Source organism: Novosphingobium kalidii, assembly GCF_040534015.1.
Taxonomy (GTDB): domain Bacteria; phylum Pseudomonadota; class Alphaproteobacteria; order Sphingomonadales; family Sphingomonadaceae; genus Novosphingobium; species Novosphingobium kalidii.
Genome location: NZ_JBEWLY010000023.1, coordinates 242,200 through 256,880, shown reverse-complemented (window position 1 = coordinate 256,880; position 14,681 = coordinate 242,200). Strand labels below are relative to the sequence as shown.

16 protein-coding genes are annotated in these 14,681 nt (G+C 64.0%); 4 read left to right on the top strand and 12 right to left on the bottom strand.

What is annotated here, in order from left to right; translation table 11 throughout:
- Positions 1-94 precede the first annotated feature (94 nt).
- Genes ABVV53_RS15060 through rpmF form a run of 3 tightly spaced genes read right to left on the bottom strand, consistent with a single transcriptional unit; the run spans position 95 to position 2,335 of the window.
- Positions 95-1,063 (bottom strand): beta-ketoacyl-ACP synthase III, encoded by a 969-nt coding sequence (locus ABVV53_RS15060; RefSeq protein WP_353985254.1) that lies wholly within the window; start codon positions 1,061-1,063, stop codon positions 95-97.
- A complete protein-coding gene (gene plsX, locus ABVV53_RS15055; protein ID WP_353985253.1) occupies positions 1,063-2,124 on the bottom strand; it encodes a phosphate acyltransferase PlsX in 1,062 nt (353 codons plus the stop codon). Before plsX ends, ABVV53_RS15060 begins: the two co-directional genes overlap by 1 nt.
- Before the next feature lie 31 nt (positions 2,125-2,155).
- Positions 2,156-2,335, bottom strand: coding sequence for a 50S ribosomal protein L32 (gene rpmF, locus ABVV53_RS15050; RefSeq protein ID WP_353985252.1), 180 nt, complete (start codon positions 2,333-2,335; stop codon positions 2,156-2,158).
- 168 nt (positions 2,336-2,503) lie between these two features.
- Between rpmF and ABVV53_RS15045 the strand changes: the two genes are divergently transcribed.
- Positions 2,504-2,896, top strand: a complete 393-nt coding sequence (locus tag ABVV53_RS15045) for an MAPEG family protein (RefSeq protein ID WP_353985251.1) — start codon at positions 2,504-2,506, stop codon at positions 2,894-2,896.
- A gap of 62 nt (positions 2,897-2,958) precedes the next feature.
- Here ABVV53_RS15045 and ABVV53_RS15040 read toward each other — a convergent pair whose 3' ends face one another.
- Both ABVV53_RS15040 and ABVV53_RS15035 read right to left on the bottom strand, forming a co-directional pair.
- A complete protein-coding gene (locus tag ABVV53_RS15040) occupies positions 2,959-3,636 on the bottom strand; it encodes an MBL fold metallo-hydrolase (protein WP_353985250.1) in 678 nt (225 codons plus the stop codon).
- Between the two features lie 88 nt (positions 3,637-3,724).
- On the bottom strand, positions 3,725-4,375 hold the full coding sequence (locus ABVV53_RS15035) for a S24 family peptidase (protein WP_419956784.1): 651 nt from the start codon (positions 4,373-4,375) through the stop codon (positions 3,725-3,727).
- A 97-nt stretch (positions 4,376-4,472) separates the two neighbouring features.
- Between ABVV53_RS15035 and ABVV53_RS15030 the strand changes: the two genes are divergently transcribed.
- Both ABVV53_RS15030 and ABVV53_RS15025 read left to right on the top strand, forming a co-directional pair.
- The gene (locus tag ABVV53_RS15030; RefSeq protein WP_353985248.1) at positions 4,473-4,661 is read left to right on the top strand and encodes a hypothetical protein; all 189 of its coding nucleotides are present in this window, start codon (positions 4,473-4,475) and stop codon (positions 4,659-4,661) included.
- Positions 4,651-5,022: a hypothetical protein gene (locus ABVV53_RS15025; protein WP_353985247.1), complete on the top strand. Its 372-nt coding sequence runs from the start codon at positions 4,651-4,653 to the stop codon at positions 5,020-5,022. The genes ABVV53_RS15030 and ABVV53_RS15025 overlap by 11 nt, the downstream gene beginning before the upstream one ends.
- Positions 5,023-5,032: 10 nt before the next feature.
- On the opposite strand, the gene ABVV53_RS15020 is transcribed toward ABVV53_RS15025, so the two are convergent.
- The 7 genes from ABVV53_RS15020 to ABVV53_RS14990 all read right to left on the bottom strand — a co-directional run bounded on the left by ABVV53_RS15020 (position 5,033) and on the right by ABVV53_RS14990 (position 12,396).
- Positions 5,033-5,971 carry a D-2-hydroxyacid dehydrogenase gene (locus ABVV53_RS15020; protein ID WP_353985246.1) on the bottom strand — a complete coding sequence of 313 codons (939 nt, stop codon included), beginning with the start codon at positions 5,969-5,971 and terminating at the stop codon, positions 5,033-5,035.
- Between the two features lie 19 nt (positions 5,972-5,990).
- Positions 5,991-7,433, bottom strand: a complete 1,443-nt coding sequence (gene cysS, locus ABVV53_RS15015) for a cysteine--tRNA ligase (protein ID WP_353985245.1) — start codon at positions 7,431-7,433, stop codon at positions 5,991-5,993.
- Positions 7,434-7,465: 32 nt separating this feature from the next.
- Positions 7,466-8,371, bottom strand: coding sequence for an EamA family transporter (locus ABVV53_RS15010; protein ID WP_353985244.1), 906 nt, complete (start codon positions 8,369-8,371; stop codon positions 7,466-7,468).
- Positions 8,368-9,033, bottom strand: a complete 666-nt coding sequence (locus ABVV53_RS15005; RefSeq protein WP_353985243.1) for a nitroreductase — start codon at positions 9,031-9,033, stop codon at positions 8,368-8,370. The genes ABVV53_RS15010 and ABVV53_RS15005 overlap by 4 nt, the downstream gene beginning before the upstream one ends.
- Positions 9,033-10,847 carry a cobaltochelatase subunit CobT gene (gene cobT / locus ABVV53_RS15000; protein WP_353985242.1) on the bottom strand — a complete coding sequence of 605 codons (1,815 nt, stop codon included), beginning with the start codon at positions 10,845-10,847 and terminating at the stop codon, positions 9,033-9,035. Before cobT ends, ABVV53_RS15005 begins: the two co-directional genes overlap by 1 nt.
- A 110-nt stretch (positions 10,848-10,957) precedes the next feature.
- A complete protein-coding gene (gene fsa, locus ABVV53_RS14995) occupies positions 10,958-11,608 on the bottom strand; it encodes a fructose-6-phosphate aldolase (protein WP_353985241.1) in 651 nt (216 codons plus the stop codon).
- 80 nt (positions 11,609-11,688) lie between these two features.
- Positions 11,689-12,396, bottom strand: a complete 708-nt coding sequence (locus ABVV53_RS14990) for a DUF4197 domain-containing protein (protein ID WP_353985240.1) — start codon at positions 12,394-12,396, stop codon at positions 11,689-11,691.
- Positions 12,397-12,444: 48 nt separating this feature from the next.
- Here ABVV53_RS14990 and ABVV53_RS14985 point away from each other — a divergent pair, with 48 nt between their 5' ends.
- Positions 12,445-14,631 carry a primosomal protein N' gene (locus ABVV53_RS14985; RefSeq protein ID WP_353985239.1) on the top strand — a complete coding sequence of 729 codons (2,187 nt, stop codon included), beginning with the start codon at positions 12,445-12,447 and terminating at the stop codon, positions 14,629-14,631.
- Positions 14,632-14,681 lie beyond the last annotated feature (50 nt).

The window sequence follows — 14,681 nt, the reverse complement described above, 5'->3', positions numbered from 1 at the left end:
CACCTTCTATCCGCAAATTCCCCAGGGCACCCATTAGGTTTATACGCCGTGAAAATCAACAAATGTGAATAGTCACGATAATGGCCTTCGGCGATTACATTCTCACGAGACTGGCGCCCCAGGTGAAACCGCCGCCCATCGCCTCAAGCATGACGAGGTGGCCGGGCTGAATTCGTCCATCACGCACGGCCGCATCCAACGCGAGCGGAACCGAGGCCGCTGAAGTATTCGCGTGCTGATCGACGGTGACCACCACTTTCTCTACCGGCATCGCAAGCTTCCGAGCTGTGGCGTCGAGGATGCGGGCATTTGCCTGATGCGGCACGAGCCAGTCGATATCGCTGGTGGTCAGGCCGGCATCATCGAGCACCTCGCGCAGAACCTCGGCAAGGTTGACGACGGCGTGGCGGAACACCTCGCGCCCCTTCATACGTAGCTTACCGATAGTGCCGGTAGTCGAGGCACCGCCGTCAACGTAGAGAAGCTGATTGTGATTGCCGTCGGCGTGGAGCTTTGTGGCAATCACGCCACGCGGTGCATCGCCTTCTTCTTCACGCGACTCTAGCAGGATGGCGCCAGCCCCATCTCCGAACAGAACGCATGTCGTGCGGTCTTCCCAATCCAGAATGCGACTAAACGTCTCAGAGCCGATCACCAGAGCGCGCTTGCCCATGCCCGTGCGGAGCATCGAGTCGGCGACGCCCAGCGCGTAAAGGAAACCGGAGCAGACTGCCGCCACGTCGAAAGCAATCCCGCCGTGGCAGCCCAGATTGTGCTGAACCGTCGTCGCGGTGGCAGGGAAAGTCTGGTCCGGCGTGGCCGTGGCCAGAACGATAAGGTCTATGTCCTTCGGCTCCAGGCCCGCTGCGGCGATCGCCTTTCGGGCCGCTTCGGTCGCCAGGCTCGCCGTCGTCTCGTCGCTCTCGGCAATATAGCGCTGGCGGATGCCGGTGCGCTCGACGATCCATTCGTCGGTGGTTTCGACCCTTGCTGCAAGTTCAGCATTGCTGACGACAGTGCGAGGCAACGCCGAGCCAGTGCCAATGACGACGGAACGGCGCATCAGGCGCTTTCCTCTTGACCGCGCATCACACGCAGGGAGTCAGCGCCCACGCGAGCAAGGTCCGCAGTGATCCGTTCGGTCACATTTTCCTCCAGCAGGCGGGCTGTGACCGCCACCGCATTTGCGACACCAGCAGCGTTGGCGCTGCCATGGCTCTTCACGACAATGCCGTTAAGCCCAAGGAATACGGCGCCGTTGTGGTTGTTCGGATCAAGATGATGCTTCAGCAGCTCTGTCGCTGGCCGTGAAACCAGGAAGCCGATCTTGGATCGCAGGGAGCTGGAGAAGCTGCGGCGCAGAAGGTCGCCCACGAAACGCGCGGTGCCCTCAATAGCCTTGAGAGCAACGTTTCCGGAGAAACCATCAGTGACCACCACGTCGACATCTCCGCGGCAGACCTTGTCCGCCTCCGTGAAGCCATCGAATGACATCGATAGGTCTCCCGAGACGGACTTCAGCACGTTGGCCGCATCACGCAGTTCCTCTGTGCCTTTCGTGTCTTCGGTACCAATGTTGAGCAAACGCACACGGGGCGCGTCACGACCGGTGACAACCCTCGAGTAAGCGGCGCCCATGATTGCGAACTGCACGAGGTTGCGAGTGTCGCACTCGGTATTGGCGCCGAGGTCGAGCATGACCACGTCGTTATCGCCCAACGTGGGAAGCAGTGCCGCGAGAGCGGGACGGTCGATACCGGGCATCGTCCGCAGCGTCAGCTTGGCAATCGCCATCAACGCGCCGGTGTTGCCCCCGCTGACCGCGGCTCCGGCGTCTCCCGCCTTCACCGCGTGGATCGCCATGCCCATCGAGGTCGTCTTGGCCCGGCGCAGTGCCTGGCTAGGCTTGTCCTCGCCACTGATGACGTCTTGCGTGTGGAGGATCTCCGAAGAGGCGCGCAAGTTCGGGTGGCTTTCGAGCGCGGCCTTGATCCGCGTCTCGTCACCCACCAGCAGAAACTTGAAACGCTCGTGACGGCGGCGCGCGAGTGCCGCGCCTTCAACCATCACGCGCACGCCCTCGTCGCCGCCCATCGCGTCAACGGCGATACGCGGCAAGCTCATCGGTAGTCTCCAGACTTCAGAGCGCTAGGACTTAAGCTTCGACCGCGACGATTTCACGGCCATTGTAGTGGCCACAAGCGGTGCAAAGATGGTGCGGGCGCTTCAACTCGCCACAGTTCTTGCATTCGCTGAATGCATCAACCGTGAGCGCGTCATGGCTGCGGCGCATGCCCCGGCGTGAGGGGGATACTTTTCTTTTAGGGACAGCCATTTCGGCACCTGTTCCTGAAAACTTGCGTTGCTGTTAAAAAGCCGCCGAGACCAACAAGGGCTGGCGGCTTGCGAAGGCGGCCCTATACCGGATCTGGCGCGAGTTGCAAGCCGTAGTCGATTGCCGCATGCTCCACACCTCACATTCCACGACGGGGCAAAGACGAGCATGATCCTGCAAACGACGTTAACTCTGGCCGCGGCAGCCGTCTTTATCAATCTCTGGCTTTTCGTCAGAGTGGTGCGCGTCCGGATGGCTGAGCGAGTGATCCACGGAGACGGCGGCAACACCCTCCTGCTGCAGCGCATGCGCGCGCAGTCGAACTTCATCGAACATGCTCCGCTGTTCCTCATTCTCGTCGCCTCGATCGAACTGACTGGCAAGGGAGACAGCTGGCTCGCAGTCGTTGGGTCGCTCTTCATGCTCGCGCGCGTGTCGCATGGCTTTGGCATGGACCGCGCAGGCTCCAATCTTTTCCGAGCCGGAGGAATGGTGGTCACCCTGCTGACGGAGATCGGACTGGCAGTAGTCGCGGTTCTGATCGGGCTGCAACTGATGTGACGCAGGCTGAGCTGAACCTTAGCTGCCCTGAGGCTTAGCCTGGCCTGAAGGAGCCCTCTCGATCATGCCAGTGCCGCGTCCCCAACAAAGGGATTGGAACGCCGCTCGTCCCCGAATGTGCTGATTGGGCCGTGCCCCGGGACGAAAGTAGTCTCGTCGCCGAGCGGCCAGAGCCGGCCAGTGATGGATGTCACGAGCGTCTGGAGATCGCCGCGCGGGAAGTCCGTGCGGCCGATCGAGCCTTGGAACAACACGTCTCCGACAATCGCGAAGCGTGAGGGCGCATGGTGGAACACGACATGACCAGGAGTGTGACCGGGGCAGTGATAGACGTCGAGCGTGAGGTCGCCCAGGGCGACCTGATCCCCGTTTTCCAGCCACCGATCCGGCTCGAAGCTGTGCGCCTCCATGTTCCACCGGGGGCCGTCTTCGTCAAGCTGAGCGATCCAGAACCGGTCTTCCTCTTGAGGGCCCTCGATCGGCACACCGAGCTCTTTGGCCAGTTCACCCGCCATGCCGCAGTGGTCTAGGTGGCCGTGCGTAACGAGCACTTTCTCGAGTGTTACTCCAGACTTGGCGAGCGCGGCCTTAAGCATGTCAAGGTCCCCGCCGGGATCCACGAACGCACCGCGCATCGTCTTGGTGCACCAGATCAGCGTACAGTTCTGCTGCAGCGGCGTGACGGGCAGGATTGCCACGCGCATCGGCGGCTCCTGCGAAGTCTGAGAGGTCTCGTTCATGCCTGCGGAAATGGCTGGCGCATCCGATGAATGCAAGCCGCAGACCCCCTGCCCTTAACGCATTGAGCCAGTCACCGGCCCAACCCAGTCACAGGCGGCCGCTCTTCCACACGACGCGGCCGATCAGGTCGAGCTGGTCGGGCGCACATTCGATCGGCGGATAGGCTGTATTGTCACTGAGCAGCGCAATGCGATCCGGACGGCTGGTATCGAGCCGCTTGACCAGCAGCGCGCCATCGAGTCGGACGACGTGAATGCCGTCGCGCAAGCTCCGGCGATTGCGATCCACCAGGATCTCATCGCCGTCACGCAGCGTCGGTTCCATCGAGTCGCCCCGCACGGCAATGGCCGAAAGCCAATGGGGCTGCAGTCCCTGATCGCGCAGCCAGCGCTGCGAGAAACGGAAGCTGCCGATCGCATCCTCTCCGCTGACATCGGCCCCGGGTCCGGCGGAAGCCTGAAGAGGAAGGCGCGGAATCTCCACCCAGGTCACATCACCAGACGGCGAAGGAAATGCGCCATATTTTTCCTGATGCGCACCCAGCTCCGTTTCTGCCACCCCGAAGAACCGCGCGAGGATCGCGCGATCGTTCTCCTCCAGTTTGCGAGGACTGCCCTTGCGCACGAACTGCTGCAGATAACTGGCATTCTTGCCGATCATCCGGGACAATCGGGCGAGGCTCACATGCCGTTCCTCAGATAAAGCGAGCAAGCGGTGGCGCGAAGGGTCCATCTCCATAGCCGGAAGATAAATCAAATAAATTTCCTAGACAAGTAGGATTTCTCTTGGAACAAACAGGGAACTGAAATCGAGTCTTACTTAGGCGAGGGATGTCATGCTGTTGCGCCGCATAGAGCGTTTTCTGCGAACCACAGGCATGCCCTGGACCAGGTTCGGTCGCCTCGCCGCTGGTGATCCGCGACTGGTGGCAGACTTGCGCAATGGGCGCACGCCACGTCCCACGATGGAGCGACGAGTGGAGCATTTCATGAACACATATCAGGAGGAAAACCATGCTCGTTGAACCCGCTCGCCATTGCGCGATGATCGAAGCACTCCGCAAAGGCGGCGCGCGAGGCCCTTGGCTCGGCCTCCTACGCGAGGTCCTGGCCTTGGCCGGTCCCGAAGCGCAGTTTCTGCGCCATTCCGAACGCCCTTGGTCGAGCGCGACGTTCAGTGGCGCGCGGCATACGGTGGTTCTCGCGTTTGAGGGCGTTTCCGCCGTGGCGCAAGGCGAAGCGTTTATCGCTGCGCTGCCTGATCATGAGTTCACCCTCCGCGGTAGTCTCGTCGCGGACGCAACCATTTCCAGCGCGGCGCACAGCGTCCTGCCCTCGCCCCGCCTGTTGCTCGAGGCTGAACTGCTGGTTCTCGACGATCATTGACGAGAACCGCTCAGTAGCCTGCGCGAAGATCGACGACGTGTTCCAGCGGCTCACCCCGAAGGAAACGCGAACAGTTCGCGAGGAAGCGCTCGGCTGCTTTTTGGAAGATCGTGTCCTGCGACCGTCCGGAAAGATGCATGGAAATGTGGACGTTCTCACGGCTCCACAGGGGATGGTCCGGTGGCAACGGCTCGGGATCGGTCACGTCAAGGAAGGCGCCGCCCAGACGGCCGCTGTCGATCGCAGCAAGGAGAGCATCGGTTTCAATCACTTCGCCGCGCGCAAAGTTCAGGATGACCGCGCCTTCCTTCATCGCCGCGAACGTCTCCGGGCCGAACAAGGCGTGAGTCTCAGGCGTGGAAGGCACGGCGACGATGATCCAGTCGAAATCGCCGAGACGGGCTTGCCATTCATCGGGGCGCAGCGTGTCCGGTCCCGGACTGCGACGGACTTCCGTCACGGCCACATCGAAGGCGCGCAGCAGATGCGCAATGCGGCCGCCGATCGCCCCTGCGCCGACGATCAACGCTGAAGTTCCCGCGAGTTCGCCCTTGCCCGGCGGCGTCTGCAGCCAATCGCGCCGATCCTGCGCCCGCATCACCTCGCGATACCCCTTAGCGATCGTCAGCATACCCAGCAGCGCATACTCCGCGATCGTGCCGGCGTGCAGACCGGCGCCATTGGTCAGCGTGGTTCCACGCGCGGCCAGCAGGTCCAGCGGCAAGTGATTGATACCCGCCGCCACCGTGGTCAGCCAGCGCAGCTTGCCGGCCTGCCGCACGGCTTCTGGCATGGCAGCCGACCCGAATGCATCGAACCAACCGATCTCGGCGTCGGCCGCATGCGCAAGTAGGTCTTCAGGAGTTTCGAACCACACCGGCTCGATTCCACGCGGGAGGCGATCCCCGAGAAACGGACGAGCCAGCGATGTCAGCACGGCTACCGTCATGCGCTTGCTCCTGTCCAGCTCAGCCGAGCTTCCATTCCCACCCCAGCGGATCGCCGTCCATCACCTCGACCCCGCGCCCGGCAAGCTCGTCGCGCAAGGCATCGGAAGTCGCGAAGTCCTTCTCGGCCCGTGCAGCCTTGCGCCGCTCCAGAGCCGCTTCGATCTCGCTCTCGGTGATGTCCGCTGCTTTCGGACGGAGCCGCATGTCGACGCGGGTCTTGCCGAACAGATCAAGCCCAAGGACGGCATCCATCCGCTCGACGACGGCGCGCTTGGCGCCAGCATCAACCTTCTTGGCCGCCAGCACGTCTTCAAGCGCCGTCAGCGCGACCGGCGTGTTCAGGTCGTCCGCCAGGGCGGCAGCAAAGGTGTCCAGCATTGGCGCCAGCTTGGGATGGGCCTGCTCGGCCGGCGCCACGTCGCGAAGGCGCTCGGCCGCCATGATCATGCGCTTGAGCCGCGTGAGGGCCGCACCCAGGTTCTCCCAGGAGAACTCAAGCTCGCTGCGATAATGGGCCTGGAGGCACATCAGGCGATAGGCCAGCGGGTGATAGCCCCTGTCAATGAGAAGCTGGAGGCGAAGGAACTCCCCGCTCGACTTGCTCATCTTGCCCGACCGCTCGACGAGAAAGTTGTTGTGCATCCACACGCGCGCGCCGGAATTGGCGGGCACATCGAGACCGTTGGTGCAGCAGAAGGCCTGGTTCTGCGCGATCTCGTTGGGGTGGTGGATCTCGCGATGATCGATGCCGCCGGTGTGAATGTCGAAGGGGAAGCCCAGCAAGTCACCTGACATGACGGAGCATTCAAGGTGCCAGCCCGGCGCACCGCGGCCCCAGGGCGAGTCCCATTCCATCTGCCGCTTCTCACCGGTGGGCGTCTTGCGCCAGATCGCGAAGTCGGCGGCGTTGCGCTTGCCCTCCACCGCCTCGATACGGCCCTCCCCCTCCTCCGTGACGGCGCGGGCCAGGCGGCCGTAGTCGGACACGGTGGAGACATCGAAGTAGAGGCCACTCTCCAATTCGTAGCAGTGCTTGTTGGCGATGCTCGTCGCGAACTCGATCATCTGTGGAACGTAGTCAGTTGCGATCGACCACTTCGCGGGCTCGCGGATGTTCAGCGCGCGGATGTCGGCCCAGTAGGCCTCCGTGTAGTGCTTTGCGATCTCCCAGATGGACTGCGCCTGCTGGCGCGCCATCTTCTCCATCTTGTCCTCTCCGGCGTCGGCATCGTCCGTGAGGTGGCCGACATCGGTGATGTTGATGACGTGGGTGAGCTTGTATCCGTTGAAGCTCAGCGCCCGGCCCAGCACGTCTGCAAAGACATAGGCGCGCATGTTGCCGATGTGGGGATAATTGTAGACCGTGGGCCCGCAGGTATAGACCCGTGCCTCACCCGGATGAACCGGCGTGAACTCTTCGAGGCTGCGGGTCAGGCTGTTGTAAAGGCGCAAGTCGGTCATGGAGGGCGGACTTACGCTGCCCCCCTCCGCAGTCAAGCGTAGGCAAGCAGCAGCAGCGCGACGCCGACAGTGATGATCGCGAACCCAGTCGCCTCTCGCGGTGACAGCCACTTGCCCGAAACCCGTCGCGTGACGAGCGCAACGATCGGCATTTCGATCAGTCCCAATGTCCGCACGTTCGCAGCCGGGGTCAGCGAGAAGGCGACGAACCATCCGGCCGAGGCGAACGCTCCCAGCGCTCCTGCGGCAGTGCTCATCCGCCAATGGCGCAGCGAGGCGGTCAGCGGCGCTGCGCCTCGCAGGGCAAACCAGGCAAGCAGCATCACCGATTGCATCGCCAGCGAAATGACCAGCATCAGCAGGCTTCGCATCATGAACGAGCCTTCCGGCAAGCCTTCAATGCCGGCTCGAAAGGCGATGGCCGACAGCCCGAACAGTCCACCGCTGGCAATACCGACGAGGACCGAGCGCACTTCCGTCAGCCTCGCCATGCCATCGCCGGGCCGCAACGAGGACAGCACCACGCCTACCGTCACCAGGACCACCGCCGCCCATCCCAGCGGCGGCAACCTGTCGCCGATCAGCACCAGTCCAAGCAGCGCAACCGTCACCGGTTCCGTCTTGATGTAGGCATAAGCAACGCCGAAGTCGCGACGCGCCATGACTTCCAGCATCAGGGCAGTCGCGCCAATCTGGCTGGCCGCGCCGAGCAGGACCCAGCCCAGAGCGGTCGCTTCCATGGCGGGCGGCCGCTCTCCCGATATGGCGATATACAGCGCAAGGAACGTCGCAGCGAACGGCAGGCCATAGACGAACCGTACTTGAGTGGCGCCGAGAGTGCCGATCTCCTTCGTGAGACCGGACTGCAGGGCATTGCGCATGACCTGCCCGCCCGCCGCCAGCAAGGTGAAGGGCACCCAGAGGTAAGCGCCGCTCACTCCCAGCCGGCGAAGCGAACTTGCTCCCCAAGCGGTACACGCGGACGCTCGAAGTTGTTCACGGGTGCATCGGGATCGCGATGGCCGATGGCGATCCCACAGAACAGGAGTTGCTCTTCTTCGGGCACGCCGATCTCCGCCTTGATCAGGCGGGCGTAGAGCGACATCCACTCCTGCGGACAGCTGTCGAGGCCCTCGCCGCGCAAGAGCAGCATGATCGTCTGCAGCCACATCCCCACGTCCGACCACTGCGGCGAGCCCATGAATCGCTCAAAGTGGCACAGCAGCAGCACAGGCGCACCGAAGGAGACGATGTTCTGCCGCGAGAAGTCATCGCGGCCTTCCTTGTCGGCGCGATCCACTTGCATCGCGCCGTACATGCAAGCACCCAGGTTCTGCAGGCGAGCTAGATGCGTGGGCGAGGCGTTCGGCTCGGAAAAGCTGTACTCGATAGGGTCCTGCGGCGCGCTGGCGAGCATCTTGGCCTGGAGCGCCTTAAGCGGCTCGCCGGTCAGAACTGTCGCGCGCCAAGGCTGAAAGTTGCAGCCGGACGGTGCCATCCGCGCCTGGTCCAGCACTCTGCGGATCGTCTCCAGATCGACCGGAGTGTCCCGGAAGGCCCGGATGGAGCGCCGTGTGGCTACGGCTTCGGCAACGTCCATCAATCCTCCTCGAACAATCCCGCGAGCTGCTCGATCATAGTGCCGCCGAGTTGCTCGACGTCCATGATCGTGACGGCGCGGCGGTAGTAACGCGTCACGTCGTGTCCGATGCCGATGGCAACGAGTTGCACCGGCGACTGGCGCTCGATCCACTCGATCACGCGACGCAAGTGGGCTTCGAGGTACCCGGCGCTGTTCACGCTCAGGGTGGAGTCGTCGACCGGCGCGCCGTCCGAGATGACCATCAGGATGCGGCGGTCCTCCGGGCGGGCGAGCAGGCGCGTATGCGCCCACAGCAGCGCCTCCCCGTCAATGTTCTCCTTGAGGAGACCTTCGCGCATCATCAGGCCCAGGTTCTTGCGAGCTCGCCGCCAAGGCTCGTCGGCCTTCTTGTAGACGATATGGCGCAGATCGTTGAGCCGGCCCGGGTGCTGCGGCTTCCCGCTGGCGAGCCAGGCTTCGCGGCTCTGCCCACCCTTCCATGCGCGCGTGGTGAAGCCGAGGATCTCGACCTTCACGCCGCAGCGCTCCAGCGTTCGAGCAAGGACATCCGCGCTGATGGCTGCAATCGAGATCGGACGTCCGCGCATCGAGCCGGAGTTGTCGATGAGCAGGGTCACCACCGTGTCCTTGAACTCAACGTCGCGCTCGATCTTGTAGGAAAGCGACTGTCCGGGCGAGACGACCACGCGCGCGAGCCGCGCGGCGTCCAGCATGCCCTCTTCCTGATCGAAGTCCCACGACCGGTTCTGCTGCGCCATCAACCGGCGCTGCAGCCGATTTGCCAGCCTCGTGACGATGCCCTGCAGACCCTTCAACTGCGCGTCGAGATAAGCGCGAAGGCGGGTCAGTTCCTCCTCATCGCACAAGTCGTGGGCGGCGGTCACCTCGTCGAAGGACTCGGTGAACACCTGGTAGTCGAAGGTCTCCGGGATGTCAGTCCAGGGGCGGTTCTGACGGACCGGGAGCATGCCCTCCTCGCCCTCGTCGCCTTCCTGGCCTTCTTGCATGTCGTCGGAGGATTCGCCCTCGGCTTCGCTTTCGCCGTCGTCCTGCCCATCGGACGGCTCGGCAGCGACTTCGCTGGGCTGCTGCTCCTCGCCCTTGTCGTCACCGGTCTGCTCTTCCTCGGTCTCCTCGTCGCCGTCCATGTCGTCGGCGTCGTCCGGCTCCTGCGGGAGCTGCTCGGTACGCGTAAGCTCGAGATGCTGGAGCATGTCGAGCGAAAGCGACTGAAACGCCTTCTGGTCGTCCAGCGACTCAGCGAGCGCTTCGAAGTCGCCGCCTGCGCGGTCCTGGATCCACTGGCGCAACATATCGACGCCGCCTTGGGCAGCCTCAGGGATGGGCTGCCCGGTCAGCCGCTCACGCAGCAGAAGCGCAAGGGCGGCTTGCACAGGCACTTCGTCGGCACTGGCTGCGCGAGTGATGGGATCGGCGCCCATCCGCACGCCGAGCGCGGCATCCAGATTGTCGCGCATGCCCGCGAATCGGTTCGAACCCAGCGCCTCATAGCGCACCAGCTCGACCGCATCGTAGCACGCGCGTGCAGCAGGCTCTGCCGGAGCATTGCGCTGGTGCAGGCGCTCGTCGTGGTGGCGCAGCTTCAGCGAGAAGCTATCGGCAAAGCCCCGAGCCTGCATAGCAGCGGCGCGCGGCAGCGAACGGCCAGGCATCGGCACGCGAAAGGTGTTGCCGGAGGAACTGGGCGCCTCGGCGGTCCAGTTCACCTCAACCTCAGGTTCGTGCGCGATGGCGCGGCTGGCGCCAGCGAGGACGGACTTGAAGCGGTCTGCAGGGGTTTCGTCGGACATATTCAGGGAACGCTAGACGCCTACGCATGGTCGCAGCAAGTGTTGTCCTGCGTCCCCTTGCGCCAGCTTCGAGAGCGGGCTGCAAGGGAGTGCCGGCTGCGCCTGTCTGCTCAGATCGACTGCCCCGTCTTGGCCCAGTCTGCCAGGAAGCCTTCGATGCCCTTGTCGGTGAGCACGTGCTTGAACAACGCGCGGATCACCGCCGGGGGCGCCGTCATCACGTCGGCGCCGATCTTGGCGCATTCCAGAACGTGGATGGGGTGGCGGATCGAGGCGGCGAGGATTTCCGTTTCGAAGGCATAGTTATCGTAGACCAGGCGAATATCGCGGATCAGGTCGAGGCCATCGAAGCCGTTGTCGTCATGGCGACCGACGAACGGCGAGATGAAGCTGGCGCCCGCCTTTGCCGCAAGCAGCGCCTGGTTCGCAGAGAAACACAGCGTGACGTTGACCATGGTGCCGTCGCCGGTCAGCTTCTTGCAGGTCTTGAGGCCATCGACGGTGAGCGGCACCTTAATGCAGACGTTGTCGGCGATCTTGCGCAGCACTTCAGCTTCACGCATCATCTCGGCATGGTCGAGCGCGACCACTTCGGCGCTGACGGGACCTTCAACAAGGCCGCAGATTTCCTTGGTGACTTCCATGAAGTCACGCCCGGACTTCGCGATCAGCGAAGGATTGGTGGTGACGCCGTCGAGAAGGCCGGTTTCGGCTAGGTCGGCGATTTCCTTAGTGTCGGCGGTGTCGACGAAGAACTTCATGGCAGCTTCCTGTTGCGCGGTTTGAGTGTCCTATAGGGAGGCCATCGGCAAGCGGCTAGCCCGTCCTCCCCATGGAGCCATCAGTCCCCGAAGGCTCGCCTCAGAAGTGGATCGGTTATCCTGCTGGGGTCATGGCGGATCGCTGCTTCCTCAGCACCAATCTCGTACCAGATCGCATTGTCCGCCTCGAGGGCAAGCGCGTGCGCGGCATCGGCCACATCAACGCCGGCCAGCAGCGTAAGCGCCTGCCCTACGAGCGGATCAGAGGCCACTCGCATCATCTGACCGAGCTGCGGAATCATGGCGTTCACGAGTGCCGGACCCATTTGCGCGCGCAGGTAAGTCGTGGCCGCCGTCGGCTCGCCCGTGACAAGCGCGTAGGCGTTCTCGATGCCGATCGTTCGCACAGTGTCAGCTACCACCGGTGCGGCGGCACGAGCACCGTCCTCGGCAATGATGTTCAAGCGGTGCTGGAGCTGGTCGCGAAACGCGGGCGAGCGCAGCATGCCCTGCATCACCGAGCCGCGCTTGCCGAACAGAACGGGCAAGTTGATCCGCCCCACCGCGCTGTCCCAGAAGCCCTCGGGTGCGGTCAACCGGGCAAAGGCGTTGCGGGTGGATGCCTCCAGAAGCCGGCGCACAACCTCGTCATAGGGAATTGCGCCCATCCCGCCCGTGGTCGCGCAACCCGGCAGCAGCAGGATGCCCGCCAAGGCGGTGCCACCCGTCAAAAAACCGCGGCGCTGCAGTGATATACACGAGACGGCGGCGGACTGATCTTCAAACATGCCCCAATTCCTTCACGAGAGTTTCCCCGAATGCCTATATGCGGGGCGATGTCCAAGTCTGTGGCCCCTGTAGAACGCGTCCGCCTCCTCGTCTTCAATGCCGCGCTGGGCGTGCTCGACTATCGCAAGCCCGAGGGTCTGGCGCTGGAGTACGGGTCGGTTGTCGTCGCCCCGCTCGGCCCGCGTCAGATCCTGGGGATCGTCTGGGAAGCGGAACGCCTGAGTGGAAAGGAAGTGCCTGAGACAAAGCTGCGCCCGGTCCTCGAGGTGCTGCCGGTCCCTCCGCTGTCTGCCGAGTTGCGCCGGCTGATCGAGTGGACGGCCGACTACTATTGCGCGCCGCTGGTCAGTGTCGCCCGAATGGCTCTGTCTAGCAGTGCTGCACTGCGCGGCGGCGGCACCACGACCGAGTACCGCCTGACAGGTGCCGAGCCGGCCCGCCTGACGCCGCAGCGTGCCGCTGCGCTGGACGCCCTTCAGGGGGAGCAAGGCTCGATTCGGGAACTGGCAGAGCTGGCGAGTGTCTCCGAAGGCGTACTGCGCGGCATGGCCGGCGCGGGGCTCCTGGAACCGGTCCTGGTCGACTGCGACCGCCCTTACCCCCCTGCTCTTCCGGATTTCGCGCAACCGCAGCTCAGCGAGGGACAAAAGGAAGCGGCGCGGACATTCGTCGACGCGGTACGGTCGGGCGGCTTCACGCCCTTCCTGCTCGACGGGGTGACCGGATCGGGCAAGACGGAGACCTACTTCGAGGGGGTGGCGGAGGCTCTGCGAGGCGACCGGCAGGTGCTGGTCCTGCTTCCCGAAATCGCTCTGACGGAAAACTTCCTGCGCCGTTTCGAGCAGCGCTTCGGCGTGCCTCCGATCCTGTGGCACTCCTCTTTGAAGGCCAGCGAACGCCGACGGGCCTGGCGCGCCATTGCGCATGGCGAAGCGCAAGTCGTGGTCGGTGCGCGTTCGGCACTGTTCCTGCCATACGCGCGGCTCGGCCTGATCGTGGTGGACGAAGCGCACGAAGTCTCGTTCAAGCAGGACGACGGGGTGCGCTACAATGCGCGCGATGTTGCGGTGATACGCGCGCGCTTTGAACGAGTGCCGGTAATTCTTGCCAGCGCCACTCCGGCGCTCGAATCGATGCAGCTTGCGGAGGCGGGCATTTACAAGCGGGTCGAATTGCCAAATCGGTTCGGAGGCGCGCAGTTGCCGGAGGTCTCGGTCCTCGACTTGCGCACGGAGGCACCGGCGCGTGGCCGCTGGCTGGCGCCCAAGCTGGTCGAGGAAATGCAGGCCCGGCTGGAGCGTGGCGAGCAATCGCTGCTGTTCCTCAATCGGCGTGGCTATGCGCCGCTGACGCTGTGCCGGCACTGCGGCTATCGCTTTCAATGCCCGAACTGCACTGCGTGGCTGGTGGAACACCGCTTCTCCAGCCGCCTCGCCTGCCATCATTGCGGGCATGAAGTGCCAGTGCCCGAGGTCTGTCCGGAGTGCGGGACGCCTGATTGTCTTGTCGCCTGCGGCCCCGGAGTAGAGCGTATCGCAGACGAGGTGGCGGAACTGCTGCCGGACGCCCGGATCGCCGTGGTCACGTCCGACACTCTCAACTCGCGCGAGGCGGTGGCGCGATTCGTCGCCCAAGCCGAGGAAGGAGCGATCGACGTGATCGTCGGTACCCAACTCGTCACCAAGGGCTACCACTTCCCCGAACTGACGCTGGTGGGCGTCGTCGATGCGGACCTGGGGCTGGAGGGCGGCGACTTGCGCGCGGGCGAGCGGACCTACCAGCAGATCGCCCAGGTCGCAGGACGGGCAGGCCGAGGCGCCAAGCCGGGAGAAGTCCTGATCCAGACTCGGCACCCCGAGGCCGCTGTGATCACAGCCTTGGCCTCCGGCGACCGCGATGCTTTCTACGAAGCAGAAACTCAGGCCAGGCGCGAAGCGGGCGCCCCACCTTTCGGCCGCTGGGCAGCGATCATCGTGTCGAGCGAGGACCAGGCGGAAGCGCAGTCCGCCGCCCGTGCGATCGGCGGCACTGCGCCGGGTCATCCGGACATGTTGGTGCTCGGGCCAGCGCCGGCACCGATGGCTCTGCTACGCGGGCGCCACCGCTATCGGCTCCTGATCAACGCGCGGCGCTCGGCCGAACTGCAGCGTTATCTGCAGGAATGGCTGGGTGCGCTTGAATTCCCGCAGGGTGTGCGCGTAGCGATCGATATCGACCCGTACAGCTTCGTGTGATGCAGGCCGCCACGACCCTCCACCGTTAATCTGCCGTGATGCACGCGGGC

Excerpts from the sequence above, each read along its gene's own strand:
- ABVV53_RS15060 (WP_353985254.1), bottom strand. The coding sequence starts at position 1,063 with ATGCGCCGTTCCGTCGTCATTGGCACTGGCTCGGCGTTGCCTCGCACT.
- plsX (WP_353985253.1), bottom strand. The coding sequence starts at position 2,124 with ATGAGCTTGCCGCGTATCGCCGTTGACGCGATGGGCGGCGACGAGGGC.
- rpmF (WP_353985252.1), bottom strand. The coding sequence starts at position 2,335 with ATGGCTGTCCCTAAAAGAAAAGTATCCCCCTCACGCCGGGGCATGCGC.
- ABVV53_RS15045 (WP_353985251.1), top strand. The coding sequence starts at position 2,504 with ATGATCCTGCAAACGACGTTAACTCTGGCCGCGGCAGCCGTCTTTATC.
- ABVV53_RS15040 (WP_353985250.1), bottom strand. The coding sequence starts at position 3,636 with ATGAACGAGACCTCTCAGACTTCGCAGGAGCCGCCGATGCGCGTGGCA.
- ABVV53_RS15035 (WP_419956784.1), bottom strand. The coding sequence starts at position 4,375 with ATGGAGATGGACCCTTCGCGCCACCGCTTGCTCGCTTTATCTGAGGAA.
- ABVV53_RS15030 (WP_353985248.1), top strand. The coding sequence starts at position 4,473 with ATGCTGTTGCGCCGCATAGAGCGTTTTCTGCGAACCACAGGCATGCCC.
- ABVV53_RS15025 (WP_353985247.1), top strand. The coding sequence starts at position 4,651 with ATGCTCGTTGAACCCGCTCGCCATTGCGCGATGATCGAAGCACTCCGC.
- ABVV53_RS15020 (WP_353985246.1), bottom strand. The coding sequence starts at position 5,971 with ATGACGGTAGCCGTGCTGACATCGCTGGCTCGTCCGTTTCTCGGGGAT.
- cysS (WP_353985245.1), bottom strand. The coding sequence starts at position 7,433 with ATGACCGACTTGCGCCTTTACAACAGCCTGACCCGCAGCCTCGAAGAG.
- ABVV53_RS15005 (WP_353985243.1), bottom strand. The coding sequence starts at position 9,033 with ATGGACGTTGCCGAAGCCGTAGCCACACGGCGCTCCATCCGGGCCTTC.
- cobT (WP_353985242.1), bottom strand. The coding sequence starts at position 10,847 with ATGTCCGACGAAACCCCTGCAGACCGCTTCAAGTCCGTCCTCGCTGGC.
- fsa (WP_353985241.1), bottom strand. The coding sequence starts at position 11,608 with ATGAAGTTCTTCGTCGACACCGCCGACACTAAGGAAATCGCCGACCTA.
- ABVV53_RS14990 (WP_353985240.1), bottom strand. The coding sequence starts at position 12,396 with ATGTTTGAAGATCAGTCCGCCGCCGTCTCGTGTATATCACTGCAGCGC.
- ABVV53_RS14985 (WP_353985239.1), top strand. The coding sequence starts at position 12,445 with ATGTCCAAGTCTGTGGCCCCTGTAGAACGCGTCCGCCTCCTCGTCTTC.